The organism is Paenibacillus sp. FSL R5-0345, assembly GCF_000758585.1.
Lineage (GTDB): Bacteria > Bacillota > Bacilli > Paenibacillales > Paenibacillaceae > Paenibacillus_AQ.
The window spans coordinates 537,244-560,901 of record NZ_CP009281.1 but is presented as its reverse complement, the minus strand read 5'-3'; the positions used below and the strand labels follow the sequence as shown (position 1 = coordinate 560,901).

At 45.5% G+C, this 23,658-nt stretch carries 29 protein-coding genes and 2 riboswitches; of the genes, 7 read left to right on the top strand and 22 right to left on the bottom strand.

Annotated elements, in window-relative coordinates; genetic code table 11:
- Window positions 1–12: 12 nt before the first annotated feature.
- Window positions 13–90: a K(+)-transporting ATPase subunit F gene (gene kdpF, locus R50345_RS32385; protein WP_076116927.1), complete on the bottom strand. Its 78-nt coding sequence runs from the start codon at window positions 88–90 to the stop codon at window positions 13–15.
- 126 nt (window positions 91–216) lie between these two features.
- The gene (locus R50345_RS02550) at window positions 217–633 is read right to left on the bottom strand and encodes a hypothetical protein (protein ID WP_042123826.1); all 417 of its coding nucleotides are present in this window, start codon (window positions 631–633) and stop codon (window positions 217–219) included.
- A gap of 190 nt (window positions 634–823) precedes the next feature.
- A riboswitch (cyclic di-AMP (ydaO/yuaA leader) is annotated at window positions 824–1,014 on the bottom strand.
- A 420-nt stretch (window positions 1,015–1,434) separates the two neighbouring features.
- A riboswitch (cyclic di-AMP (ydaO/yuaA leader) is annotated at window positions 1,435–1,600 on the top strand.
- 132 nt (window positions 1,601–1,732) lie between these two features.
- Between R50345_RS02550 and R50345_RS02545 the strand changes: the two genes are divergently transcribed.
- From R50345_RS02545 to R50345_RS02535, 3 genes are read left to right on the top strand one after another with little or no spacing between them, the layout of a single operon-like run.
- Window positions 1,733–2,224 carry a hypothetical protein gene (locus R50345_RS02545; RefSeq protein ID WP_042123824.1) on the top strand — a complete coding sequence of 164 codons (492 nt, stop codon included), beginning with the start codon at window positions 1,733–1,735 and terminating at the stop codon, window positions 2,222–2,224.
- 16 nt (window positions 2,225–2,240) lie between these two features.
- Window positions 2,241–2,762: a hypothetical protein gene (locus R50345_RS30060; RefSeq protein ID WP_052414439.1), complete on the top strand. Its 522-nt coding sequence runs from the start codon at window positions 2,241–2,243 to the stop codon at window positions 2,760–2,762.
- A 39-nt stretch (window positions 2,763–2,801) separates the two neighbouring features.
- Window positions 2,802–3,254 carry a hypothetical protein gene (locus R50345_RS02535; protein ID WP_042123823.1) on the top strand — a complete coding sequence of 151 codons (453 nt, stop codon included), beginning with the start codon at window positions 2,802–2,804 and terminating at the stop codon, window positions 3,252–3,254.
- A gap of 81 nt (window positions 3,255–3,335) precedes the next feature.
- Here R50345_RS02535 and R50345_RS02530 read toward each other — a convergent pair whose 3' ends face one another.
- The 15 genes from R50345_RS02530 to R50345_RS02460 form a co-directional block, all read right to left on the bottom strand.
- Window positions 3,336–4,082: a CPBP family intramembrane glutamic endopeptidase gene (locus tag R50345_RS02530; protein WP_042123821.1), complete on the bottom strand. Its 747-nt coding sequence runs from the start codon at window positions 4,080–4,082 to the stop codon at window positions 3,336–3,338.
- A 233-nt stretch (window positions 4,083–4,315) separates the two neighbouring features.
- The gene (locus R50345_RS02525; RefSeq protein WP_042123819.1) at window positions 4,316–4,507 is read right to left on the bottom strand and encodes a hypothetical protein; all 192 of its coding nucleotides are present in this window, start codon (window positions 4,505–4,507) and stop codon (window positions 4,316–4,318) included.
- Between the two features lie 34 nt (window positions 4,508–4,541).
- Window positions 4,542–5,831: an ABC transporter permease gene (locus tag R50345_RS02520; RefSeq protein ID WP_042123818.1), complete on the bottom strand. Its 1,290-nt coding sequence runs from the start codon at window positions 5,829–5,831 to the stop codon at window positions 4,542–4,544.
- On the bottom strand, window positions 5,824–6,726 hold the full coding sequence (locus R50345_RS02515; protein ID WP_042123817.1) for an ABC transporter ATP-binding protein: 903 nt from the start codon (window positions 6,724–6,726) through the stop codon (window positions 5,824–5,826). Before R50345_RS02515 ends, R50345_RS02520 begins: the two co-directional genes overlap by 8 nt.
- 4 nt (window positions 6,727–6,730) lie before the next feature.
- On the bottom strand, window positions 6,731–7,651 hold the full coding sequence (locus R50345_RS02510; RefSeq protein WP_331281352.1) for an ABC transporter ATP-binding protein: 921 nt from the start codon (window positions 7,649–7,651) through the stop codon (window positions 6,731–6,733).
- 28 nt (window positions 7,652–7,679) lie between these two features.
- Entirely contained in the window at window positions 7,680–8,075 is a 396-nt protein-coding gene (locus R50345_RS02505) for a GntR family transcriptional regulator (protein ID WP_042123815.1), read from the bottom strand.
- Window positions 8,076–8,135: 60 nt separating this feature from the next.
- Window positions 8,136–8,864, bottom strand: coding sequence for a hypothetical protein (locus R50345_RS02500; protein ID WP_042123814.1), 729 nt, complete (start codon window positions 8,862–8,864; stop codon window positions 8,136–8,138).
- Between the two features lie 747 nt (window positions 8,865–9,611).
- Window positions 9,612–9,860, bottom strand: coding sequence for a hypothetical protein (locus R50345_RS02495; RefSeq protein WP_042123813.1), 249 nt, complete (start codon window positions 9,858–9,860; stop codon window positions 9,612–9,614).
- Window positions 9,861–10,064: 204 nt separating this feature from the next.
- Window positions 10,065–10,529, bottom strand: coding sequence for a DUF420 domain-containing protein (locus tag R50345_RS02490; RefSeq protein WP_042123812.1), 465 nt, complete (start codon window positions 10,527–10,529; stop codon window positions 10,065–10,067).
- 26 nt (window positions 10,530–10,555) lie between these two features.
- Entirely contained in the window at window positions 10,556–11,476 is a 921-nt protein-coding gene (ctaG, locus tag R50345_RS02485) for a cytochrome c oxidase assembly factor CtaG (protein ID WP_042123810.1), read from the bottom strand.
- Window positions 11,477–11,555: 79 nt separating this feature from the next.
- Window positions 11,556–11,882: a cytochrome C oxidase subunit IV family protein gene (locus R50345_RS02480; RefSeq protein ID WP_042123808.1), complete on the bottom strand. Its 327-nt coding sequence runs from the start codon at window positions 11,880–11,882 to the stop codon at window positions 11,556–11,558.
- A gap of 5 nt (window positions 11,883–11,887) precedes the next feature.
- Entirely contained in the window at window positions 11,888–12,514 is a 627-nt protein-coding gene (locus R50345_RS02475) for a cytochrome (ubi)quinol oxidase subunit III (RefSeq protein WP_042123806.1), read from the bottom strand.
- Complete coding sequence (gene ctaD / locus R50345_RS02470) at window positions 12,511–14,358, bottom strand: cytochrome c oxidase subunit I (RefSeq protein WP_042131812.1); 1,848 nt, start codon at window positions 14,356–14,358, stop codon at window positions 12,511–12,513. The genes R50345_RS02475 and ctaD overlap by 4 nt, the downstream gene beginning before the upstream one ends.
- A 127-nt stretch (window positions 14,359–14,485) precedes the next feature.
- On the bottom strand, window positions 14,486–15,532 hold the full coding sequence (gene coxB, locus R50345_RS02465; RefSeq protein ID WP_042123804.1) for a cytochrome c oxidase subunit II: 1,047 nt from the start codon (window positions 15,530–15,532) through the stop codon (window positions 14,486–14,488).
- A gap of 401 nt (window positions 15,533–15,933) precedes the next feature.
- A complete protein-coding gene (locus R50345_RS02460) occupies window positions 15,934–16,122 on the bottom strand; it encodes a hypothetical protein (RefSeq protein ID WP_042123803.1) in 189 nt (62 codons plus the stop codon).
- Window positions 16,123–16,591: 469 nt separating this feature from the next.
- On the opposite strand from R50345_RS02460, the gene R50345_RS02455 reads away from it, so the two are divergent.
- The 3 genes from R50345_RS02455 (at window position 16,592) to R50345_RS02445 (ending at window position 19,110) form a co-directional block, all read left to right on the top strand.
- Window positions 16,592–17,608 carry a serine hydrolase domain-containing protein gene (locus R50345_RS02455; protein ID WP_042123801.1) on the top strand — a complete coding sequence of 339 codons (1,017 nt, stop codon included), beginning with the start codon at window positions 16,592–16,594 and terminating at the stop codon, window positions 17,606–17,608.
- A 95-nt stretch (window positions 17,609–17,703) separates the two neighbouring features.
- Complete coding sequence (locus tag R50345_RS02450; protein WP_042123799.1) at window positions 17,704–18,042, top strand: DUF4870 domain-containing protein; 339 nt, start codon at window positions 17,704–17,706, stop codon at window positions 18,040–18,042.
- A 111-nt stretch (window positions 18,043–18,153) separates the two neighbouring features.
- Window positions 18,154–19,110 carry a diacylglycerol/lipid kinase family protein gene (locus R50345_RS02445; RefSeq protein WP_042123796.1) on the top strand — a complete coding sequence of 319 codons (957 nt, stop codon included), beginning with the start codon at window positions 18,154–18,156 and terminating at the stop codon, window positions 19,108–19,110.
- A gap of 104 nt (window positions 19,111–19,214) precedes the next feature.
- Here the strand turns inward: R50345_RS02445 and R50345_RS02440 are convergent, their stop codons facing one another.
- Genes R50345_RS02440 through R50345_RS02425 form a run of 4 tightly spaced genes read right to left on the bottom strand, consistent with a single transcriptional unit; the run spans window position 19,215 to window position 21,809 of the window.
- Window positions 19,215–19,808 (bottom strand): xanthine phosphoribosyltransferase, encoded by a 594-nt coding sequence (locus tag R50345_RS02440; RefSeq protein WP_042123794.1) that lies wholly within the window; start codon window positions 19,806–19,808, stop codon window positions 19,215–19,217.
- Window positions 19,809–19,849: 41 nt separating this feature from the next.
- Entirely contained in the window at window positions 19,850–20,152 is a 303-nt protein-coding gene (locus tag R50345_RS02435) for a hypothetical protein (protein ID WP_042123792.1), read from the bottom strand.
- Between the two features lie 22 nt (window positions 20,153–20,174).
- On the bottom strand, window positions 20,175–20,993 hold the full coding sequence (locus R50345_RS02430; protein WP_042123790.1) for a TrmB family transcriptional regulator: 819 nt from the start codon (window positions 20,991–20,993) through the stop codon (window positions 20,175–20,177).
- A gap of 33 nt (window positions 20,994–21,026) precedes the next feature.
- The gene (locus R50345_RS02425; RefSeq protein WP_042123788.1) at window positions 21,027–21,809 is read right to left on the bottom strand and encodes a zinc ribbon domain-containing protein; all 783 of its coding nucleotides are present in this window, start codon (window positions 21,807–21,809) and stop codon (window positions 21,027–21,029) included.
- A gap of 305 nt (window positions 21,810–22,114) precedes the next feature.
- Here R50345_RS02425 and R50345_RS02420 point away from each other — a divergent pair, with 305 nt between their 5' ends.
- Window positions 22,115–22,789 carry a GTP pyrophosphokinase gene (locus tag R50345_RS02420; RefSeq protein ID WP_042131811.1) on the top strand — a complete coding sequence of 225 codons (675 nt, stop codon included), beginning with the start codon at window positions 22,115–22,117 and terminating at the stop codon, window positions 22,787–22,789.
- 50 nt (window positions 22,790–22,839) lie between these two features.
- Here R50345_RS02420 and R50345_RS30055 read toward each other — a convergent pair whose 3' ends face one another.
- Window positions 22,840–23,643, bottom strand: coding sequence for a hypothetical protein (locus R50345_RS30055; RefSeq protein WP_052414438.1), 804 nt, complete (start codon window positions 23,641–23,643; stop codon window positions 22,840–22,842).
- Window positions 23,644–23,658 lie beyond the last annotated feature (15 nt).

Genomic DNA, 23,658 nt, shown 5'->3' with positions numbered 1-23,658 from the left:
GAATGCCCCTCCTTAAAATTTCTCCGGATGAATCAATGCGTAAACAAGATATAAAAACAGCAGTAGGGTAACAGCGATGACTAGAATCACAGCTTATCCCTCCCTGTATCCTCAACTACACCTGCGCACCAGCGCATAAATCCATAAAACAACCCGTAAATTACAGCTAACGAAGCCACCATATACAGATCCATCATATCTCCCGCACTCCTTCTTTTATCCTTGATGAGGTGATTTATCGATCAGAAAATCAGCATCTCCACTGTGGGAATAGATTACATAACTTGCACCAAGTCTTTTATAGACCAATCTAGGATTTATTGAGCTTGTGATCACAAAAATCGGCTGCGTCGTCCAGGTGCGGCACATCTGAATGTAGCGGCAGCATAACGTAAAGCTGCTCTCGAACAGATATACCCGGCCTACCGGGAACGGCGGGCGAAACCAAGTATTCTGATGGCGGGTATCTACTAGAACGACTTTCTCAATCCCCATCTCTTCAAGTAGGGACTTCTCAGGCAAGTTGTTGGTCAATCCCGCCATCTTAATGCCTCTAAATTTTAGAAGCTTAATAAAATGTTCTCCTGCCTTCGTTGGCGCACATACCAGTACATATTCATTCTGATCTGTCATCTCTTATTCTCCTCAAATGCTTTGCTTGTAAGATCAGAGCTTGATCACCCTGGTCTTGAAAGAAAAGCTACCGCTAATGATGAATATAACGACCTCTTCCTGAGGTTTTCCATAAATGCTTTGCTTAAAAAAGCACAGCAAAAAGCCACAAAGGATTCTCCTCTGTGGCTCGCTAGCGGTCACATTGCACTCATCCTCTCTCCATACGCTTACGAGGTTAGCTGTCGGATTCGGGCGGTGAGAGTCGCCCTACCTGTAGAGGATGCGAGCTCACTCGCATCCTCTACAGGATTCACCCCATAACCGGCTTCCGACTCTCACATCGTCTGCCGATTGTTGGTTCCCCCGCTTTCCTTACCGGAAATTAAGCGGATCAAATATTCGATTGTTGTTGAAACAGGAGTAATCATACCCTTATGCAGGAAGTATTGTAAAACGTGATTGATGCCAAAATAATGCAAATTAAAAACTATTTTCGCATTGGATAGCGCTTACTTGATATTCAATCTCTCTATATCTCTTGTTTACTCGAATTTGAATCAATTAGCGAAAAGCGGACGGACTCTGTGATTTTATTCACCACAGCTGGAGAAATCACCAAAAATCGCCTATATAGGAAAGGAAACGAGAAGTCGAGATTAAACGAGGAAGAAGCTCGATAACACGCAATAAATACCTATTTGGCAGGATTTTTCGTCGCAGTTGGTAGGATACGGTTCAAATTGCGCTCAAAAGAACACTTTCTGCTTTTACAGAAACACCTTGAAAAGAGTATGATTCGGATTGAATCTATTTCACGAAATACAATCAACGCTGAGTTCCTGTATTTGCAGGGAACGGGGGAACCATCGGGCCACATGGCCTACTTGGGGTGAATCCGAAGGAGACTGTTCAAGTCTCACATAGGTAGGGCGACTCTCACCGTCCGAATCCGACAGCTAACCTCGTAAGCGTAAAGAGAGAGACCCTTGATCCGCCACGCTTTGGCACAGGTGTGTATGCCTGTATTCCAAAACCGCAGCAGAGGTCCTCCTCTTGCTGCGGTTTTTGCGTTACCTGAACCTACCCGGGTAATAGCATGCTGGACGGGGTGAAAGGAATGAAACACTATTATTGGGGAATTCAGCAAGGGCTGCTTGAGCCGATAAGTCTAAATTATGTTTGCTTTGGAGCGTTATGGTTCGAAGAGGATCATCACAGAACTATTGTCGGCTATGCATTTGGTCAGAACCAAATTGAATCCTTGCGCCATTTCAGCAGCCCTTCTACTTGTGAGTACTGTATGGACCGAAGAATTATATACGAAATATATAAAAGTATCAGAGAAAAGCAGCAGCTGCAGGATTGGTCCGCACACCAATGTTTTCCGTGGCTCGCCCCCTTTAAGAAACCTTGGAAGGACGTTGCTATTGGTTGGTACGTAATGAGATCCCGCAGCACCTTCCCCTTACATTTATCCATTATACGTAAACAGAAATTCCGACTATGGCTGGAGCATGCCGCAGTCTGTGAGAACGAAGCTGAAATGCTCGCCTGTATAGAGAAGGCTAACCTTACTCACCATGTTGAGCTTAAGCTTTTGGAACCCTAGGGAGGAGAAACTTGTCATGGACCAGCGAAGACTATCTCGCATTGAAGTATTCGTCTTTGATTCACCTGAGCCTATTCACTATGGAATGGAGGCTGATCCAGGCAGCCGGTATGGCATCCTGAAACTTACCTGTAAAGGGGGTAGCAGCTGGGGGGCATGTCTTATCTCAGCCAATACTAAAACCTTCGACCTTATTAAATGGAGTTCTTTTCTCAGAATGATATACCACTGCCGGCTTGAGGAAGCGATAGATAAAGTACGTACCCATGGTTCAGAGTGGGATCAGACTCAGTTTGAGCTAGTGCAAGATGCTTTACAGGATTTAAAAGCCAAGCTGCAGGGTAAATCATTGGCAGATCATATCCAGCAAGGTCGTCTGTACAGAGCTGTTGCCGGTGGAAGAGATTCCAGAGGGGGGCGGCTATACTATAAACCATCTAAGTCCGTATCCAGTATTGCGCTTCAAAAGCATAGTTATCCAGAACCTGATACCGCCGAGCTTATCAACAAATCCATTTCTTACTTTTCTATATTATAGGTTCATCCCATAACCCATTCTGAAAGGATCGTGTTTATCATGCCTGACCCCTTACCTGCCGGATCGCCCCGTAGAACTATATTTGCAGAGTGTGTTCAAAAGAATACGAATGATATCTATGCGCTCAGTTCTATGTTGTTACAACAATCAGCAGAAGCCGAGAGAGTTACTATCCGAACTTTTAAAGAGCTTCATAAAATATTCCGTCAAAAAAGCTTCGACAGCCAGCTATTCTCTATCGAAGCTTACCGCTCTTGTATCCGTCAGTGCGCCGATTATTACGCACGCCGGTCTCTTCTGTCTGCCAAGGCACTGCCTTGGGAGGAACAGCTCGTAAAAGTGATGTGGTATGGCCTAAAGCTATCTTTACCTCAAATTAGCATTATCCTGCAAAAGAGTGTTCCTGTACTGAAAGATCAGCTTAGACATGTGCGGGAGCAAATGACTGCTCAAGAGGATTTGCTGCCCAGCGGTAATTTGTCCGTTGTATAGCCCTCGGAGCTCACTTTGGCCGAAAAGCTAACTAGCGTAGTTGGAGGGCTGACATTCAGTATTTCAACCCTCCCGTGGGAGTTACTTTATATATAATTGAATATAATCTATGAGGGTATGACTAATGATTGGGACAAGGATATTATTATTTCGAGTATAAAGATAGACAAAATATATATGCATAACCATCAATTGAATCATATACACCCAATTAGTAATTAAATAATCCATAAAGGTCATATTAACCATACTCATTTGAAAAGGAATATGCATCAACGCAAATAATAATCCAACCACTACAATGGCAAGATATTTATTCTTAATCAAGCCTGTAATTCGAGTCTGGATATAACCTCTGAACATTAATTCTTCAGGCAGTGCAGTGAAAATGAAGAGTATTAAGAACTCTACCCACAGATTTGCTCCTTCCAATTGAATTTCTTTCTTATGTAGAATGAAGTCTAGAATAATTTGATAGGTAAAAGGAATGGCCCCAACAATACCTAGAAGAATAGATATTGCAGTATTAGAAGTAGTTAATCCAATGCTCTGCAGGTTCTCCTTCTTTGACCTCAATAAGAATAGCAATGGCGCTAATTCAAGAATGAAAATAGGACTATAGATGGCTAATTTAAATAAATGTTCATTTGAATAATAAAGCCTTGCTCGTTCTAAAAAATCGGTTTTATACATCAATAGACCAAATAAATAAATGATTAAGGCATTATAAACAAAAAAGATCAAAGCATAATAACCAGCTTTTTCACCACCGCTATCCGCCCTATAATTGTAGAATTCCACCTTAGTGAAATACCTCATCCTGCTCATTGAACCTCTCCCCTATATGCTTTCTCTAATAATCACGTTATTGCTCATTTAAATAAGAAGTTTTTTAAGAGACTAATCTTAGCTTATATCATCAATTCCTTTTTTGTACTTTTTTTCACTAAAATTACACAAATACCGAACTGAATTTTGCTAACGCGATCATTTTGCTTTTCACTCTTTTCGAGCATATAAAAAAGCCACGGCATCTGCCGTGGCTTCCTTATTTCCTACTATTACGCTTTACTCTTACGTGCCTTACCGTACATCCACAATCCCGCAATCATCCCCACCATGGCAATACCAGTCAATACACCCTGAGTGAAATCCATCAAAGCGGACCCATTGGTCGAGAGCATTCTACTAACCGTAGCCAGAGATACCGAACTCATTAAAAGCATCATATTGTATTGTTCACTTTTAGTCATGATTACCACTCCTTAAAAGTTTATATGAAGCCACTTAGATCTTGTAAGCCTTCATCGCTTTTCTGATCTCTTTAATACTTGGACGTTTGCCGTACATCAATACGCCTGTGCGATAGATCTTGGCAGCCAACCATCCAAAGATGAACGTGGTAACAAGCAAGATGGCTAATGATACAATAACTTGCCAGATCGCTACTTCACCAACACCAATTCGGAGCAACATGGTCAATGGAGAGGTGAAAGGCACATAACTCGCTACCTTAACCAGCAGAGTATCCGCATTGGAGATACTAAACAGCGGAACATAGAATGCTACGAAGCCTAACATCATAATCGGCATAACCGCTTGGCCAAGATCCTCTGTACGGCTGACAATCGAACCTACAGCCGCATACATCAAGGCATAGAGGAAATAACCTAGTACATAAAGAACAATCCCATAAAGCAACAAGTTAATATTAAGCTGGCCTAAATCCAGATCTAAATCTTTCAAAATCGTTGCATTATGCGGAAGCTTAAGATTGACAACTACCGCTGCGATAATGACGCCAATCTGTAATAATCCTACTAAGAAGACACCGATAACTTTACCGAACATTTGCGCTAAAGGTGAGGCACTTGTAATCAGAATCTCCATGATCCGTGAGCTCTTCTCTGAAGTAATCTCAGCCGCGATCATATTACCGGTCATCATGATAGACATGAAGAACAGCATAAGCATGGCGTATACAATGACGTAATTAATAGCTGGAGCGGATTCCTGCGACGCATCCTTATCTCCCGCAGTCCCATCAGGGTTGAGCTGCTGAGTAGCGATCTGTACCGGTGTTGACATAGCAGCAATCTGCTCCTGCGTCAGCTTGTCGCCAACGACGAACTGGGTGTTGGCCTGCTGAAGGGCATTTTGGAGATAGATTTGTACATCGCCCTTCAATTCACCATTCTCACTATAATAAGTAACGGGTGGAAGTCCTTCACCAGTCGGTTCTGCAAAAGTAACATACCCTTCTACAGTCCCTTCATCTAAAGCTTTCTTTAGCTCCGCATCATCGGCAGAAGTATACTGCACAACTTTTGCCTGCGGCATTCCCTCAGGTGAAGTATAGGCCTTCAACAACTCTGCCGCCTGATTTCCTTCTTCCGCGATCACAGCAATTTGAGTCTCTGCGTTTGTTGTAGAATCACCCTTAAACTGATCGATGATGTACGGAAGATTCATCCCAATACTGAGCAGCAACACTAGAATTAACGTAGTAATCATGAATGATTTCGTTCTTACTTTATTTTTAAAGGTAAAGCCAATAATTGTCCCCATCTTATTCATGAGATTCACCCACCGCTCTGATAAAGATTTGATTTAACGTTGGTTCCTTAATTTCAAAATGCTCCACTTCACCCTGCGCCATCGCCTGCTGTAGGATACGTTGTGCTGCGCCGATCTCACTGATTGACAACAGATAACCTCGCTCCTGTCGCTGTACTGCTGTTACACCTGCAATTGATTCTAGACCGGTCACTTCGTTATCCGTACGCAACAATACTTGTTCACGAGGATACCCACTCTTAATCGTACGAATATCGCCCTGTACGACAGTATTGGAACGATCCAAAATCGTAATATTACGGCAAAGCTCTTCAACATGCTCCATCCGGTGCGTTGAGAATAAGATACTCGTTCCTTGATCACGCAATTCTTTTACCGTATCTTTCAGTAGTTCCACGTTAACAGGGTCCAAACCACTGAAGGCTTCATCAAGGATAAGAATTTGCGGCTTATGAACAACTGCGGCGATAAAGCCCATTTTCTGCTGATTCCCTTTGGAGAGCTCTTCAATCTTCTTATTGTAATAATCCGGAACCTCAAACCGATCGAGCCAGTAGCGAAGGCTCTTATCCGCATCACTAGCCGACATCCCGCGAAGACGTGCCAAGTAGACGATTTGATCGCTTACCTTTACCTTTGGATATAATCCTCTTTCTTCGGGTAGATAGCCCATGATTTGCTGAAGTTCGCTGTTATACGGCTTTCCATTATACAAAATATTCCCGCCATCAGGGTAAATTAGGCCAAGCACCATGCGCATTGTGGTTGTTTTTCCTGCACCGTTTGCCCCCAGTAATCCGTAAATTTCCCCCTTGCCTACCGTTAGGTTAATTCCGTTTACAGCGGTTTTTTCTCCATATTGCTTCATTACACTTTCCAGCTTTAAGGCTTCCATTTCTCTAGTCCCCTCTCTTGTGATCAATCAGGATAGGACGGTGTCCCTGTGTCCATAAGCCTAATATTTCGTCCAATTCCAAACTGCGACTCTTGATAACCTTTACGCCCAAGTCCTGAATGCGTTTCTCGTTCTTAGAAAATTGTTCTATGATAAAAGAAGCTACACCCGGTGTATCCATGGTAAAGTTTATGCCACCCGGTAATTCCGCTGACAACTCAGCAAGCTCCTCTTCATCTGCAACATGTACCCACACCTCGGTCCAAGCACCGAATAGACTGTCTTTTTCGGCCATACCCAGCAGTTCACCCCTATGCATAAGCACGATATAATCTGCCAGCCGCCGTACCTCTTCCACAATGTGTGTAGAGATAATCATCGTTGCATTAGTCTCTTCCATATACTTACGAAGCGTCTCCATCATAATCTTCCAGGCAAAAGGATCAAGCCCAGAAGAGGGTTCATCCAGTAACAACAGACGTGGACGTGACGCAAGAGCTGCAGCAATTTCAAATTTTCGACGCTCGCCCTTAGACATCTTCGAAAGTTTCATATGATACGGGACTTCAAATCGATCCATCAGCTCCTGAAAAAACGACTCATCCCAGTTCGGATACCAATGCTTTCGAAATCGGGCCGCTTGTTCCGCATTCCAGTGATTTTCTTCCGAAATCGAATTCTCAGGAACGTATGCAATAGACTGTCGAAGCTCTAGTGGCAGCTCGCTATCGTACTTATTTTCAAACCAATAAATATCGCCTTCCTCTGGGTTCGTCAGCTGGAGCAGTAGATTCAGTAGCGTACTTTTGCCAGATCCATTCTGACCTACCAAAGCTGTAATATAACCTTGAGGCAGATTCAGGTTTAGCGGTCCAATTGTCTTGCTACGCCGCTGTTTGCGTACATTCCGCAATTCTATCGCCATCTGTACCATGTGAGTTAGCGCCCGCCTTTCATTCCTGTTCCCTATATTTAAGTTCTACAATTTCCTGAAAAATCTCCTCAAGCTCTTCCTTGCTGCAATGTACCGATTTGCCGATGTCGACTGCGCTCTCGAGGGCTTTGCTGATCGCTTCCCGCTTATATTCCTCCATTGCAGAGGCACCTACATGGGATACAAAGGTACCTGTTCCTTGTCTTGTTCGTAGCAACCCTTCGTTCTCTAGATCCTGATACACGCGTCGTACCGTAATCACACTACATTTCAGATCTCCAGCGAATTCACGAATGGAGGGTAGCAGCGTTCCTTCTGTAATGACCCCACTAATGATTAATGATCTAAGCTGAGTCTCTATCTGATGGTAGAGGGGTTCAGCACTATTTTCGTTGATTTGTACAGGTATCCACATGTTTACACCTCGCCTTCCACTCTAGCTTGCTAGAGCGCCGTCCTTGCCATTTCACATTGTTCATACGAGATCGCGACTCTTCAGTCGATGGATAGTCCATTTAGAGAATAATTGCACAGATATTGTACCTAGCAGAAGCGTTCCCCACATGATCGGAGATAGCAGCCCCCACTCCTTGGAAACGGAGATGCTATACAAGAATAGGTTTCCTCCCCCTAGTAAAACCAAGAACGATATTCCCCAAGATATCACTACGATTAGCACTGTTAGCCCTAGATAAGCTTTACCGCTAAATAAATATTCAATGAAAATATACAGTCCTGAAACAATGAGTCCGACACCGATCCAAGTTATAGCAAAAGCAATAAACGCGGGTAATGCCATCTCCTTGCGGTAATTCTCACCGAGCATATAGACAATTCCGAAGAACAATACACCATTAACAGTAAAGGAGCCTATTGCCTGAAACTTTCTACGAGTTAATACCACATTCAGAGGAATCGGTAAAGATCGTAAGTAAGCCAGCATTCTCGTGTAGGAGTCTTCACTCCAATATTTCATAGAACGACGGGAGAATGTGACTCCGAGTAACGGCATTAATGAGAGAAGTAAAAAATCCGCTATCATTGTCCGATCTTGATCAGCTAATACGTCATTTGTTACCAAACTAGTCATCCCTGCCAGATAACCCATAAATATAATTGTAGTTAGGAACGTTCCTAATACTTTTAATTTGTCTCCTCGAAAATCAGAGCACACAATAAACCACGAATCCTTTATTGTTCTCATTAATGCTAACCTCGCTTTACAATGTCTTCAGCGTCTTGCAGAAGCAGGTGTTCATATCCCTGTGCTTACTGTATATATCTATATACACAGTATATGTCCTTAATTTACCATTGTCAATCCTGTAAATGGAAAATATCCAAGGGCATTAGGAGATGTAACTTTCCAAGTCTTTGGAGGTGGCTTTGCATGTGAGTTACTGAATCATTATTGGGATTAACTAATCAGAGGATTAAATGGTGGGGATGCCGAGGTAGTATGAGAGCGAAGGATATGGACAATGGCGATTTTCATTGCGGCTTCGCTAAAGAGCAGTATGTGTAGGGTGCGGGGGGCTGAGCGTATTTCGCTCAATGTGTTGCGAATGCTCGGTGGGTGTGAATACTCAGTTGGGTGCTACTACTGGATGGATGCAAATGCTCGGTGGGTGTGAATACTCAGTTGGGTGCTACTGCTGGATGGATGCTGATGCTCGGTGGATGTGTGAATGCTCAATTGGATGCCGCTGGATGGAATGCGAATGCTCGGTGGGTACTACTGAGGTAAGACATCATATGAAGTAGAATCAACAATTAGGGAAAATCTCCCTCAAATTTCTTTGATTTAGCCTGAAATCAACGTTTTTAGGGAAATCCTCCCTAAAAATCAGCCATTTCTGCGTTTTAGCGCTAAAATAGTTAAAAAACAGGGAGGAATTCCCTAATTATCATTTTCCGAACACAAAGCTCATCTTTTTCAGGGAGGTTTTCCCTAAAAGTAAGCAAATAGATTACTTTTGAGTACTATTCTTCTCGCTTTCCCTTCTCGCTTTTCTTTCCCAACTCTTCCAGACTCCTTTCCACTCGGCCAGTTCCATTTCTTCCAGACCCCATTTCGCTCGGATCTCCTACCAAGTTCCATACTCCACTCCACCGACTCTTTTAACTGGTGCCATCCTCCACTTTTCTGTTCTCCCCACTGTGCCGCTCCAAGCACTAATCCAATCACGAGTGGTTTCACAATACAATTTTACGACCAGACAAAGGTATCCCAATTCCAGTAACAAAAATAAGCCCGTCATCCACTATCCCTATTAAGGGAAACGCAGATACACAGGCTTATTCATTCCTATTCACACAAATCAGATACAATTCGCATGACATATTCACACGCATATTCACATGCTCTATTCACACTACCAATTTACCTTTTCACGCAACTAACCTACGCGCCTAAAATAACTTCCCACACCGGCTTAGTGTGTCCGCCTGGATACAGAACATAAAGCAGCACATACACCATAACGCCAGTAATCGCAGTAATGAACCAAATGATAGATGTCACTCTGCCCCACTTACGGTGCTTGGAGTACTTCGCCTTAAATCCAAGAGTTAACGTAGTAAGTCCGAATACCGCTGCTACTGTTGCCAGCACGATATGGAAGATCAGAAACACTTGATAAATCGTCTGCAGTTCATCGGGTCCGCCCCATGAGGTGTTTCCCACGAACAACGTTCTAGATACGTAAACAATAAAAAACAGGAGCGCGGCGATTGCGGCAGCAATCATCGTCTTCTTGTGCGCCTCGCGTTTGCCCTTAATGATGAGCCACCAGCCAATAGCTACGAGCACCGCACTGAGTACGATGAACGATGTGCTAATAGTTGGAAACACCGTAAAAATATCCATGATTCTCCTCCTTGGCAGTCTACCAGTTATGCACGGGTCAAGGTACTCTCCTCAAGTGCAGAGGAGGGCGTCGAAAACTCATCGTCGTCTTGTCCGTTCTCTTTTTTATACCAATGATAGAACACATAAGCAAGCATAGAGGCAAAAATAAATTCCTGAATGAACTTCATCGCAATGCCTCCCACCTGCTGATCCACCTTTGGTGACAATAACTCAAAGAACGCAGGACCTCCAAAATTCTGTAGTAAGGCAGAAGGATCACCCGATATGCAATAGCCCATAGCAAGTGCCCAAGTCTCTGGATCACTGTAAGTGGCATAGAGCGGTTGATCTGCAAAAATAATCAGTCCGCATGCCGGGGTCAGCAATACCATATTTAGAAAAATAAACCCAATCTTGCCCAATCCACTCGCCATTCGGCGCTCCGGTAGCGGATTGATCAGCGTCCACCACATTAAGGCGGCTGTTAGGAACAAAACAATATAGTAGATCCGGTGAACGGTAAAATGCAGCATCACATAATCATGGATAACAGGAATATGGTACAAGGAAAATAGTCCGTTAAACATTAGAGCAGCTACCACCGGTCGAGCTAAAAAAGACAGCCTACGAAATGGGTTTACTTTCAGTATCCTCCGCCAGATAAAATCTGGAATCCCCAGCATAATCAGCGGCACCGCCACCAGATATGACAAGGCCATACTAACCATGTGGAAGGAAAACATTATATGCCCTAATAGACTAACGGGGCCCCCTTGTGCCAGATAAAGCGCAAGCATTCCGCACACAAATAGCGCTCTCCGCCAGAATGGAACCGGAGCTGCATCGGCATAACGTCCGGCAATCGGACCAATCCAAACGAAATATCCCGCCGTCAGCAGCAGCATAACCGCCAGAAAAAGCGGGCTCCATAGTTCAGCAAAGCTAAAGTATTGTAATCCCAGCATAACCCTAACCCCCTAACGCAGGATCTATTAGAACATCAAAAAGAGGGGGCATCTCAGCCCACCTCTTCTTTATTGTCCGTTAATTCCACCAAACCCAATACAGCGACATGATAATACAGGTACCAGCGATAAAGAAACCACCCAGCATAAAGATAATCGGCATTAGATGTCCTTTATCCTTCAGGTGCATCCAGAAACCCATCTGTACAATGACCTGAATGACTGCCATTACCAGTAGAAGAATAACTGCAAAGGTGGCATTCACCCCTCCAGCCGCAACAGCGGCGAAAGCAATTAAGGTCAAGACAATGGACAATATAAAGACAACAATATGCCTCTGTGGTCCTTCATGCCGATGACGATGCTTATACCCGCCGTTCTCTGGCACATGCTGATCTGTCGTCATAGTGTCTAGCCCACCTTTCCAAGTAGGTATACAACCGTAAAGATGAAGACCCATACCACATCAATAAAATGCCAGTACATAGCTGACACATATATCTTCGGTGCAGTAACTACGGTTAATCCTTTACGCATAAGTTGCCCAATCAGGATGGAGATCCATGCAATCCCGAAGGCTACGTGCGCACCGTGAAAGCCTACTAGTGTATAGAATGCCGAACTAAATGCACTTGTAGTCATTCCGAATTCTTCGTGTCTTACATATTGAGTAAACTCATAGATCTCTAGAATTAGGAAGCTTAGCCCTAAGGCTACAGTCACCAAAAGCCAGTTACGAAGCACTGCCGGACGGTTTCTATGCATCGCCTGGATAGCGAATACACTGGTCAGACTGCTTGCCAGGAGAAGGAATGTTGCAGCAGCTACAAGCGGCAGGTGAAACAGCTCATTCGCTGAAGGTCCCTCATTCGTTTGGTTGCGCAGTGCAAGAAACGTAGCGAACAACGTGCCGAACAGCACCGCTTCTCCGCCGAGAAACAACCAAAAGGCAAGTACCTTGTTTCGGCCTTCGAGCGTAGCTTTTTCCGGCTCGTGCGGAAGGGTGTCCTTAGAAGCTTCTGCGTGTGCCGTTGTCATGTCCGCTCACTTCCTTCCAGCTCTTCGGGTTCAATATGCCATCCGTGATCATCATACAGTGAACGTATCAGCATAGATCCAAATGTAATAATAAGACCAATCGCAGTAACGATATAATTATTAAATAAAAAGCTCATAAAGGCATTACCGAAGTCATCCCGGCTAAACATAAAGCCAAGTCCAGCGATGAATATCCCAACAGACATAGTAAACGGCAATATGGTTGCAGACGGCATGTGGATCGAGCCTACCGGTTCTGCCGGAGTCATACCTTTATTTCCTGCCATTTTTTCTTTCCAAAATGCATCAATACCACGGATAAGCGGCGTTTGCTTGAAGTTATATTCCGGCGGTGGCGAAGGAATCGTCCATTCCAACGTACGTCCATCCTCCCACGGATCATCCGCTGCATCTGCTGGCTTTCTTGAAGTTATGAAGCAATTCACTAAGAAAATAATCGTACCGACACCCATCAGCCCAGCACCGATTGTACTGACTAAATTCAGCAAATCAAATTGCTGATTCGGTAAATAAGTGAATACACGGCGCTGCATCCCCATAAGTCCAAGGAAATGCTGTACAAAGAAGGTCAGATGGAATCCGATGATAAATGTCCAGAAGGTCCATTTGCCCAGCTTCTCACTTAGCATCTTACCGAACATCTTCGGCCACCAATAATGCAGACCTGCAAACAAGCCAAGCACCAAGCCGCCGACAATAACATAGTGGAAATGCGCTACAACAAAATACGTGTCATGGAACTGAAAGTCAGCAGGCGCCGATGCCAGCATGACACCAGTTACACCACCCATTGTAAAGGTAGGAATAAATCCTGCCGCGAACAGGTTTGGTGTCGTGAAACGCACTTGCCCGCCCCACATCGTGAACAGCCAGTTAAAAATCTTAATTCCGGTCGGAACTGCAATGAGCATCGTCGAAACAGAGAACAACGCGTTGGCTACAGGACCAAGTCCGGTAGTGAACATATGGTGAGCCCAAACCATGAAGCCCAGGAAGGCAATCAGGATGGTAGCGAACACCATCGAGCTATACCCGAACAGTCGCTTACGCGAAAAAGTCGGGATGACCTCCGATATAATTCCGAAGGCAGGTAGAATGAGGATATATACTTCCGGATGACCAAATATCCAGAAGATATGTTGCCATAGCACCGGATTACCCCCAGCTCCAACCTCGAAGAAATTGGCTCCAAGAATCCGGTCGAATGTCAGCAGTACTAAACCTACTGTAACTGCTGGAAATGCAAACAAAATAATTGCGGAAGTAATAAAAGTAGTCCAAGCAAACATCGGCATCCGCATGTAGGTCATTCCCGGCGCACGCATCGTAATGATCGTGGCTAGAAAATTAATCCCCCCGATAAGGGTACCTAATCCGGCAATTTGAAGACCGATCGTATAAAAGTCTACACCATGTGTAGTGCTGTATGTACTCGTAGATAGTGGGGTGTAGGAGGTCCATCCGGCATCAGGAGCGCCACCCATTACCCAGCTGAGATTCAGTAGAATTCCGCCGAACAGGAAGGTCCAGAAGCCAAGAGCATTTAGAAAAGGAAAGGCTACGTCACGCGCACCAATCTGTAGCGGTATGACGGCATTCATTAAGGCGAAGATGACTGGCATGACGCCGAGGAAGATCATCGTCGTACCATGCATAGTAATGAGTTCATTAAACGTTTGGGCGTCCAAAAAGTCATTCATTGGTTTGATGAGTTGCCAGCGAATCAGAAGTGCTTCAATCCCGCCGATACCAAAAAATAATCCTCCGGCCCATAGGTACAAAATTGCGATTTTTTTATGATCGACGGTTGTTAGCCAATCCATAAGTCCTGTATGGCGCTTCACACTGTGGCCATGCCCCAGAGGCTTGGATGAATTCAAGGTATGCGCTGCTTGAGCCAAAGTTCGTACCCCCTTTTTCGAAAGTTCCGCCCGCCTTTAGGCTAAGGCATTAGTCCAGCTTATAGTTGGCCAGATACTCAGCAATGCCGTCAATCTCCGCATCACTTAGGCCTAGATCTTTGGGGTTAGGCATCAGATTGCCCGGTTTTACCGATTGTGGATCATGCAGCCATGTTTTGAGATTTTCCTCAATTGGCGCACCATCTTCCCTCGTATCATCGTTTAGCAGGATCCCTGCTATCGACTCCCGAGAACCAATTCCGGTCAAGTTCGGCGCATTATTAATCCCTTGATCACCTACAGCATGGCAAGTCAGACACGCTGCTTTGAATTTCTCAGCTAAAGCAGGATCCTCCGGCAGCACAGCTACAGGTGCTTTCATGGAATCTATCCACTTCTGAAAATCTTGTTCACTAACCGATTTCACCTTAAATTCCATGAATCCATGAGACGGTCCGCATAGCTCCGCACATTTTCCGCGGTAAACGCCTTCATTAGGTGCACTGAAGCTGAAGCGGTTAATCGTTCCGGCTGGGTTAGTATCGATTTTACCGGAAAGGGAAGGGACCCAGAAGGAGTGCAGCACGTCTTTAGTTTCCAGTTCAAAAGCAATGTCCTTGCCTACTGGAATAATTAGATCCTGCGCTGTAGTCACCTTGTAATCGGTATACTCAAACTCCCACCAATATTGGTGGCCGGTTACTTTAACCTTAATCGCATCCTTGTCATTGGCATGATCATCTCCTGCGGCAAATACTGCCTTCACCGTTGGAACTGCCAGTACCACTACGAGGATAAGCGGAATGACCGTCCAGAGAATCTCAAGCTTGATGCTACCCTCAACCTGCTCAGGGATTTCATTCTGACCCGGCTTTCGACGGAAACGGATCAGTACATAAGCTGCAATCGTAAAGACAATCAGCAACACGACGATCATAATACTGATCGACAGCTCCATTAATCCATAAGACATTTCCGCCTGAGGCCCCTGTGGTCTGAGCACTGACAAGTCCTCACGGCCGCACCCGGCAAGAAAGAGACCAAACATAGCGGTCATGGGAAGGAGTCGCTTTACAGCCTGCCACGTTTTCATCATTGATCTACCCCGCTTTTCCCGATTTCGTAGGTTCCTGTTTTTTTCTGTCAATTATAACAATCACTATTAATATAAGTTTAAGGGAAAGTTTTGTCAATCGTTCACAACTAGTTCACATTGTAATTTTCGACATAATAATCCCTTGTCCCGCCTGCATTTATGCGTTTTTTTGAAAACGCAATCAAATAAAAAATGATCGTTAAAGCGCATTCATTGTGAAATGTGTCTATTAATTCATTTGACTATTTTATGAGAGACAATATTTCTTATTCATAAATGTACATACAAAAAAAACCGATTCCTGCAACAAACGTTGCTCGGGCACGGTTTATAAGAATCCTCGTGGATGTTATTACTCAAAATGATGTCAAAAGTAAGTAAGTGACACTCGTATCTGTTAGCTAGGAGACGGATGAATTCATCTTTACCAGCTCATGCTCCACGACCATGGTCAGTTCTTCTTCATAGCCTCCGGTAATCCGATATTTTCGGACGTACTCCTTTACGAATTTCTTGGGATCTTTGGGCCGGAAAATGCGTGTCATTTCCCGTAAACTTTCCTTGACTTCGTTATGACCTTTACTTGCCATGATCAGTTCCCTCCCAAAACATTGAAAATGAATGCTCCGTTGTAGAGAATGCATGATGAAAAGTACGCCGTAACCTCGAATGCAAGTGAAGTAACCATTACACATACGTGGCTTGCATTATCCGCCAAAACGTAAAATTCAAAGCTTCAAAGCCTTGAGATACTGGTTCGCCGGTGAAGCAGGTTCGTCGTGATTTGGGCTGAGAGTAAGGACGCCTGATGAACGATAGCTCCTTGACACTTTTATTACCCGAAGAGCCACTTACTGAATCACCCCTTTCGGGCCTTATCGTTATATTGTATCATATTCCGGTCCAACTTCCACCTTTCCTTGTAAAATGTGCTAATTGGAAAATTTTTATTTTTTATAATGATCATCGTAAGTCATATTCGTCGTGTCGGGTTAAAATACAATATGCTCTATAGCTGGCCACACCTATTACTTACCACAGCAAGAAAAGGAGAACTCTATGGGCCAAACTACACCATTGCTGACTTCAGCTTATAACATAGTTCCCGCGATGACCATCGCGCTACCAGAGGAAACTGCAACGCGTCGGGAAGGTCTTGAACAGGCTCATTGTGTAATTCAAAAGGAATATCCAAAGATGCATAGTATGCTTATTGCCCGCCACGGTAAGCTAATCTTCGAACGATACTACGGCAACCATCATGCCGGGACATTAAATGATCTTAGATCTGCTACCAAAAGCTTTATCAGCGCAATTACCGGAATTGCTATCGATCGGGGAGATATCCCCGATATCGATATTTCGGTTTCCAAGGTACTACGTAAACATGTTCCATACCTTCACTCCCCTCATTTATCCAAAATCACTCTCCGTCATCTGCTCACCATGACTTCCGGATTTAGCTGGATCACGGGCAAAAAGCTAGGAGAGCCTTTCGTCCGGAATCTCCATCGTAGTCGACGCTGGGGTTCCTTTGCCCTTAGTATGAACATAATTCCGGAACATATCGGTCAATTTCAATACCGTAGTATTGACTCCCATCTGATTTCGATGATTCTTAGTGAAAGTACAGGTCTCGATGCGTTCACCTATGCAGCTGAGCATTTATTTAGCCCTCTCCGAATGACTCACACCGCTTGGTTACCAAGTCCTGAGGGACACAGTATGGGACATATTGGTCTATACTTGAACTCAAGAGATATGACTAAATTCGGAATTTGTTTACTTAATGACGGTGTATATGCAGAGCAGCAGATCATTCCAAATCATTGGTTGCAAGAAGCGCTAACCGCACAGACTACGGGATATCCGGCTTTTGGAGATTATGGATATCAGTTCTGGATGGGTACAATGAGCGGTCAACCCTACAAGCTTGCGCATGGGCATGGCGGACAGCAAATCCTTCTCCTGCCAAAGTTAGATGCGGTTGTGGTCTTTACAGCAGAGAGCAAGACAAACAATTGGAAGAGCCCTCGTAAACTGTTGGAAAAATATATTATACCCTCAATGAGCTAAACATACTTTTTCCTGACAAGTCATAGGCTTTAAGGAAGAAGGGTTGGCTAACCAACCCCATCCCTTCTTGTCCAAGTAGAAGGAGAGTGAACCCTTTGTCCCCTTTCAAATCATCCACCGGACTGCCTGATAATATTGCAGGCGCGCTGTGCTATTTTTTTCCTTTTATTGGCGGTGTGATCTTTCTCGCTCTGGAGAAACGCAACCGTTTCGTGCTGTTCCACGCTCTGCAATCCCTGCTTACGTTCGGCGTGCTGATGATCCTCCATGTTCTAACCGGATTTATTCCTTTCCTCGGCTCCCTGATGAGTGCAATCCTTTCTCTTTGCAGCTTTGCTATATGGCTACTTATGATCTATCAGGCTTTGAGCAGCAGATGGTATAAGCTTCCTTGGGTGGGGGATATCGCGGAAAGTCAGATTCGACATCTATAAGTACCACTGAACTAACACCTCTTATCGCTGAAAAGTATTCCCTTTTGCCCATCCACTCCTTACAATGGAAAGACGGGCATCAACGGAATTCTACAGGCTGGAGGAATTTAAATGTATCTATTCATCATAAACCCACGTTCCGGCGGGGGCGCAGGCGGGCGGACCTGGCATACTGTAGAGGCGCTCATGAAAGAGCGGATGCTGCCATATATGACCTTGTTTACGCATAGCGCAGAGGGTGCAGAAGCTCTCGTTCTAAATACACTTAAACACCGTGAGGACTGGAAGGCCGCGATTATAATCGGCGGCGATGGCACGCTGCACAGCATTTTGGGTGCCCTTCGCGGCAAAGATATTCCCATGGCGATCATTCCAGCCGGCTCCGGCAACGACTCCGCACGCGGCTTCGGCATTCCGCTTTCGACTGAAGCTGCACTGGAAGCCGCACTTAGCGAGCGATATATCGAAGCTGATCTGATCTCAGGTGCAAATGGACTGACTTTAACAGCCGTTGCCAACGGCTTTGATGCACAGGTGGCCGAGAATGTGAATGCCAGCCGTTACAAACGGCTGTGCAACGCCATTGGCGCAGGCCAACTGGCTTATATCATCGGCATATTACATACGCTGATGACGTTTAAGCCATGCCGGGTGAGTGTTGCGTGCGACGGGACGGAGCACGTCTTTGAGAAGGCATGGCTGGTCTCGGTCTGCAACCTGCCCAGCTACGGCGGCGGGCTCTTGATCTGCCCGCAGGCGAAGGCCGATGACGGCCAGCTCGACGTCTGCGTCGTACATGGGTGCAGCCGCGGGCAACTGCTGCGGCTGTTCCCAACGGTACTGAAGGGCAAGCATATAGCGCTGCCCTTCGTGTCGATGCTGCGTGGACGTAGCGTAGCCGTCAACTTCGCAGAGGCCCGGCCGGCGATCGGCGATGGCGAGAGCTTCGGCAACGGGCCGCTTGCCGCACGCTGCGAGCCAGGGGCGCTGCGGGTGCTCTCGCCGCTGGCGGCGGTTAGCGTGCAGCGCCACGCCGATCCTGCAGCGGCATGCGGTGGCAACGGGTAAACCATACCCGTTGCATAACACAAAAAAAACAGCAAGAGACAGGCTTATAAACCTGTCTCTTGCTGTTTTAATGTTAACTTCCTTCGAATTTACACTAAAGAATCTCAGCTAAGCAGCCCTTCCTCTTCTTCCACGAAAGAAATTCTTCCATCCTCCAGCGAAGCGATTCGCACGAGCGATTCTACCCGGTAGCCAGCTTCCTGCAGAAGCCGATTCCCCGGCTGGAATGCTTTTTCGATCACAATACCAATCCCAACCACGCTTCCCCCTGCCTGCTCAACAATACGAGCAAGCCCGAAGGCGGCTTCGCCATTCGCCAAGAAATCATCGACAATCAGAACCCGCTCACCCGGAGCAATGAACTTCTTGGAAACGGTAATTTCATTCGTTTCTTTCTTCGTGAAGGAGTAAACCTTTTCTACATAAATGTCCTCTGTCAGTGTCAACGATTTCTGCTTACGGGCAAAAATCAGCGGAACCTCCAGCTCTAATGCCGTCATAATCCCCGGAGCAATCCCCGAAGATTCAATTGTCAGTACCTTCGTAATCTCTTCGCCGGAAAAACGGCGGGTAAACTCACGGCCAACCTCACGCATTAGAAAGGGGTCCATCTGATGATTCAGAAAAGAATCTACCTTGAGCACGCCTTGCCCGAGTACAATACCTTCTTTCAACACCTTTTGTCTCAACAGCTCCATAGTGCTCCTCCTCTCCCATCAATGAATCCTTTCTCCCCACTTTAAAGACCTGTCGGTTTTTGTGGCAATAAATTTCGGGCGATAGATTTTAAATTATGATCATCTTTGCTCTTTTCTTGCCCGTTATCATAACCCGTAATTCGAATCTCCACGAAATCGCCCGGATTTACCGGCTTAAAGATCAATTTCTCGCGGTCTTCCAGTCTCACGTTAAATTTCATGTCCTTGAACATTTCAACTAGCTCTGCTTCTCCGGGACTTGCTCCTTTATCCAGAAACAGCAGTCCGCGCAATTTTTTAGGACCATCCTCATGCACCACTTCAAAATGTACGATACATTCCATGCTTTTCACCTCCCTGTAATAGCTACTGCGCCTGTTCTTCCCCATCATCGCCTGGATCATACATTACATATTTACTGTGAATTTTGCTGTAACGTTCACCATAACGTTCTTCTAATTCGGCGCCCATATCCTGCTCCAGCTCGAACAATACCATTTCCTGTGAAAAATGATTCAATAGCAGATCCACTAACACCGGGTGCTCGGTTACAACCGCTTGCGCTGATCCATCTTCATAGCGCATCCCGAGCATACACCAGCTCCGATCGATCACGAATGAGAACTTCCGTCCATCCTGTCGCTGCGAATCTCTTCCGAGAGGCGGCCATACCGGATAAGAGGCCGGAGCAGCATTGCCTCCGTCAAACGCCCATAAGAGTCTAACGCCACGCAACTCCGCCTGTTCAAGTTCACTCCGCAGAAGTGACGCTTCCTCACGCCACATATCCACTACGATCTCTTGCTCAGCCATATTAAGTTGGCGAATAAGAGCGCCCAATACATTGCGGTCACCTTCCACATTATAAAACGAAGGGCTAACAGGTCCACCGCGAGGCATCTCACTTTCCATATATGCCAGTGAAGCTTGCACCCGTCCCGAGATCATGGTCGCGAGCTCCTCTGGATTGAGAACACTGTACCGCGCAGGTTCTCCTTCGCCACATCGTACATATCCCTGCTGCGTAAGGCGTTGTAGCGCCGCGTACACATTCGATCTTGAAACTCCGAGCTGTTTGGCAACCTCATAGCCAGAAGCCTGGCCTTTTGTCGCAAGCTCTACCATAATTTTGGACTCCATCTCCGTGAAGCCCAGATTGCGCAGATGCAGCAGCAGCTGTTCCATCTTGTTGTCCCCCTAAGCTGACTGAAATCCGTACTATATTTGCTCTGATCCACATCTCGGACACCATAAGGAGCCCTTAGGTAATTCATTTCGACAAATTTGGCACTGGATCATATCTCGCACACCGTTATCTTCAGTGACTGCAGATTCCTCCTGATGCTCATTCTTGTGCCATTCCCCAAAGCGGCGATCCAGCTCAAGTTGTCTTTTTCTTTCACGTTCCAGCTGCTCAGCTTGTTTACGTTCCCGCTCAATATCTTGTTCACTCGCCTTATATTCTTCGAGTGGCAGCTCATCATCCGGGTGCTGAACTTCAGCGTACACCACACTCTGCGGGTGCAGCTTCATCGCAATCTCCTTCTCTTCATCCGTAAGCTCATCCGCACCATAATATTGATCTTCATCATCTTCATTCACAGATTGAACAAATACCGGTGTAGAAGGCACCCTTCTTGAAGCGGACAACGGCTCCAGCTTACTTCCGCATTTCGGACAAAAGTTAGCATCAAGCGCCACAATATGACCACATGAACATAGCCGCTCATTTTTCAGCTCAGCAATTCTCGTCCGCAGAACTTCAATTTTTTCCTGAAGCTTGGAACAGTTACGGGATAGCTCCACCATTTTACCTTCAGCTACCGACATATCCTTTGAACGATATCCTTCGTAAAAAAGCTTGCCCATTTTCGTAAATTCAACTTCCATCTCTTGTTCAACATCGGAAATAAGTCCGTTCATCTTGCCGATCTCTACTGAGTTTTGGGCTTTTTCGGTAACCCGGCTCGCGCTATCTTTAATTTTTTTGATAAAACTCATTACAGTTCCTCCCTCTCCAGCGATACGTGTTTCTATCATACCAAATGTATCGAGTAGATTCATTAATGTGCTTTAATACGCGATTTAGAGGAGAATGTTCCTATAAAATCCAGACTAATTGATTTAAGCCACTTCCCCCTTACACTTATGGGTTATATTTCCTGATTTTGAATGTAATTTTGCGTCAGAGGTTCTACATCGGTTAAAATAGAATTATCACAAATAACGAAATCGGGAGAGTTTCAGTGGAAGAACATGAGAGCACACAGCTTACGCTTAGTCAGCTACAAGTACACGTTAAGGATCTGCAACAGTGGCAAGGTAACAGCAACGAGGATTTCGCCAAACTGATAAACGAGTTCGAAGCTTTGCCGGCCCTTTATCGTCACGCGTTAAATGATCTTCAGAATAAAATCGATGTAATTAAGACGGAATGGCAATCCCGCGACGGCTTCAGTCCCATCGAACATGTCAAATGCCGAATCAAAGAACCCAAGAGTATTCTTCAAAAGATGGAGCGCAAAGGCTACGGTTTCAGCTTGGAAAATATGGAGCAATATATTCACGATATTGCCGGAATGCGGATTGTATGTGCCTTTGTTAAAGATATATACCGTTTAGTAGACCATCTTAGTACACGCGAAGACATCCGCGTGCTTGAGATTAAAGATTATATAGCTCATCCTAAACCAAACGGATATCAAAGCCTTCATCTTATAGTGGGAATCCCGCTCGTCCTGCTGGAAGGAACACGCTGGGTCAAGGCTGAGATACAGCTGCGCACCCTGGCTATGGACTTCTGGGCAAGCATGGAGCATATTTTGTATTATAAATTCGATAAACAGCTTCCTTCCCATGTTGCCGAGGAACTAAAAGAAGCCGCGCGCGCCGCTGATGAACTAGATCAGAAAATGCTGCGTCTTCGCCGTGAGATTCTAGAACTTTCCGAGGGTGATTCTCCCTCCAGTGAACAGCATTAGAATAATTAAAAGCCGCATTCTCATCAGAGATGCGGCTTTCGTATGTCCAGCTACTTCTTAATCAGACCCTTATTGGCCCGTCGTGCAGACGCTTCTGCAACCCGCTGCATAATCAAAGTTAATCCCTCAATGGCTTTAGGTGTCTGCGGTAGCAACGTTCCCCAGTCTTCTGTAACTTCAGCTACAACTATCGGCGAAGGAAACGGTCTAGCTGCAATCTCATGGAACTGTGGCCCAGGCTGATGTAGCGAACCTTCAGCAGCCGCTTCTGCCAGCCATTCTCCAGAGGAAATAGCCGGCCCCTTACGTTCAAGCCGAGCCAATTCCGTAGAAAGATCACTAACCGAGACTTCTTCTTCCTCTGTTTCAGCTTCGTCGCTGGAAATATCCCCTTCAGCCCAAAGGGCAAAAATCCCGTCCAAGAGCTCTCCTTTAGTAAACCCTCTCAGCGAAAGCGCCAGTAACGGCTCTTCAGCAAGACGTTCTTTAATAAGCCTCAGCGTCTCCGCCTTATGCTCCACTTCCTCACCCTCAAAAAGGGCTTGCTCCAGCTCTCTATCTGTAGGCAAAAGCTCAAGTTCAGCCAGCTCACCCGTCAAACGCCCTTGCAGCAAGGCAAATACTTCTCCTGGACTTAGTGCCAGACTTCGCAATATTTCTTTTCTTCGGGAAGCATGCCATACCGGAACCTTCAGAGAGAGAGGTTGATTTGCTTGTTGTTCCTGAGCAGGAGCGCCGGTATTCGATTCACCTTTTGACCGTGAGCCTCCCGTCACTTTCCCAGGTAGCACCGTCCATGCTGCTTTCACTAATCCAGGCACAACTTCCAGCCGCATCTCTAACCGTTCACTCATTGTTTGATCCCTCCG

Coding starts and splice junctions, on each gene's coding strand:
- R50345_RS02550 (WP_042123826.1), bottom strand. CDS start 633: ATGACAGATCAGAATGAATATGTACTGGTATGTGCGCCAACGAAGGCA.
- R50345_RS02545 (WP_042123824.1), top strand. CDS start 1,733: ATGAAACACTATTATTGGGGAATTCAGCAAGGGCTGCTTGAGCCGATA.
- R50345_RS30060 (WP_052414439.1), top strand. CDS start 2,241: ATGGACCAGCGAAGACTATCTCGCATTGAAGTATTCGTCTTTGATTCA.
- R50345_RS02535 (WP_042123823.1), top strand. CDS start 2,802: ATGCCTGACCCCTTACCTGCCGGATCGCCCCGTAGAACTATATTTGCA.
- R50345_RS02530 (WP_042123821.1), bottom strand. CDS start 4,082: ATGAGCAGGATGAGGTATTTCACTAAGGTGGAATTCTACAATTATAGG.
- R50345_RS02525 (WP_042123819.1), bottom strand. CDS start 4,507: ATGACTAAAAGTGAACAATACAATATGATGCTTTTAATGAGTTCGGTA.
- R50345_RS02520 (WP_042123818.1), bottom strand. CDS start 5,831: ATGAATAAGATGGGGACAATTATTGGCTTTACCTTTAAAAATAAAGTA.
- R50345_RS02515 (WP_042123817.1), bottom strand. CDS start 6,726: ATGGAAGCCTTAAAGCTGGAAAGTGTAATGAAGCAATATGGAGAAAAA.
- R50345_RS02510 (WP_331281352.1), bottom strand. CDS start 7,651: ATGGCGATAGAATTGCGGAATGTACGCAAACAGCGGCGTAGCAAGACA.
- R50345_RS02505 (WP_042123815.1), bottom strand. CDS start 8,075: ATGTGGATACCTGTACAAATCAACGAAAATAGTGCTGAACCCCTCTAC.
- R50345_RS02500 (WP_042123814.1), bottom strand. CDS start 8,864: ATGAGAACAATAAAGGATTCGTGGTTTATTGTGTGCTCTGATTTTCGA.
- R50345_RS02490 (WP_042123812.1), bottom strand. CDS start 10,529: ATGGATATTTTTACGGTGTTTCCAACTATTAGCACATCGTTCATCGTA.
- ctaG (WP_042123810.1), bottom strand. CDS start 11,476: ATGCTGGGATTACAATACTTTAGCTTTGCTGAACTATGGAGCCCGCTT.
- R50345_RS02480 (WP_042123808.1), bottom strand. CDS start 11,882: ATGACGACAGATCAGCATGTGCCAGAGAACGGCGGGTATAAGCATCGT.
- R50345_RS02475 (WP_042123806.1), bottom strand. CDS start 12,514: ATGACAACGGCACACGCAGAAGCTTCTAAGGACACCCTTCCGCACGAG.
- ctaD (WP_042131812.1), bottom strand. CDS start 14,358: ATGGATTGGCTAACAACCGTCGATCATAAAAAAATCGCAATTTTGTAC.
- coxB (WP_042123804.1), bottom strand. CDS start 15,532: ATGATGAAAACGTGGCAGGCTGTAAAGCGACTCCTTCCCATGACCGCT.
- R50345_RS02460 (WP_042123803.1), bottom strand. CDS start 16,122: ATGGCAAGTAAAGGTCATAACGAAGTCAAGGAAAGTTTACGGGAAATG.
- R50345_RS02455 (WP_042123801.1), top strand. CDS start 16,592: ATGGGCCAAACTACACCATTGCTGACTTCAGCTTATAACATAGTTCCC.
- R50345_RS02445 (WP_042123796.1), top strand. CDS start 18,154: ATGTATCTATTCATCATAAACCCACGTTCCGGCGGGGGCGCAGGCGGG.
- R50345_RS02440 (WP_042123794.1), bottom strand. CDS start 19,808: ATGGAGCTGTTGAGACAAAAGGTGTTGAAAGAAGGTATTGTACTCGGG.
- R50345_RS02435 (WP_042123792.1), bottom strand. CDS start 20,152: ATGGAATGTATCGTACATTTTGAAGTGGTGCATGAGGATGGTCCTAAA.
- R50345_RS02430 (WP_042123790.1), bottom strand. CDS start 20,993: ATGGAACAGCTGCTGCTGCATCTGCGCAATCTGGGCTTCACGGAGATG.
- R50345_RS02425 (WP_042123788.1), bottom strand. CDS start 21,809: ATGAGTTTTATCAAAAAAATTAAAGATAGCGCGAGCCGGGTTACCGAA.
- R50345_RS30055 (WP_052414438.1), bottom strand. CDS start 23,643: ATGAGTGAACGGTTAGAGATGCGGCTGGAAGTTGTGCCTGGATTAGTG.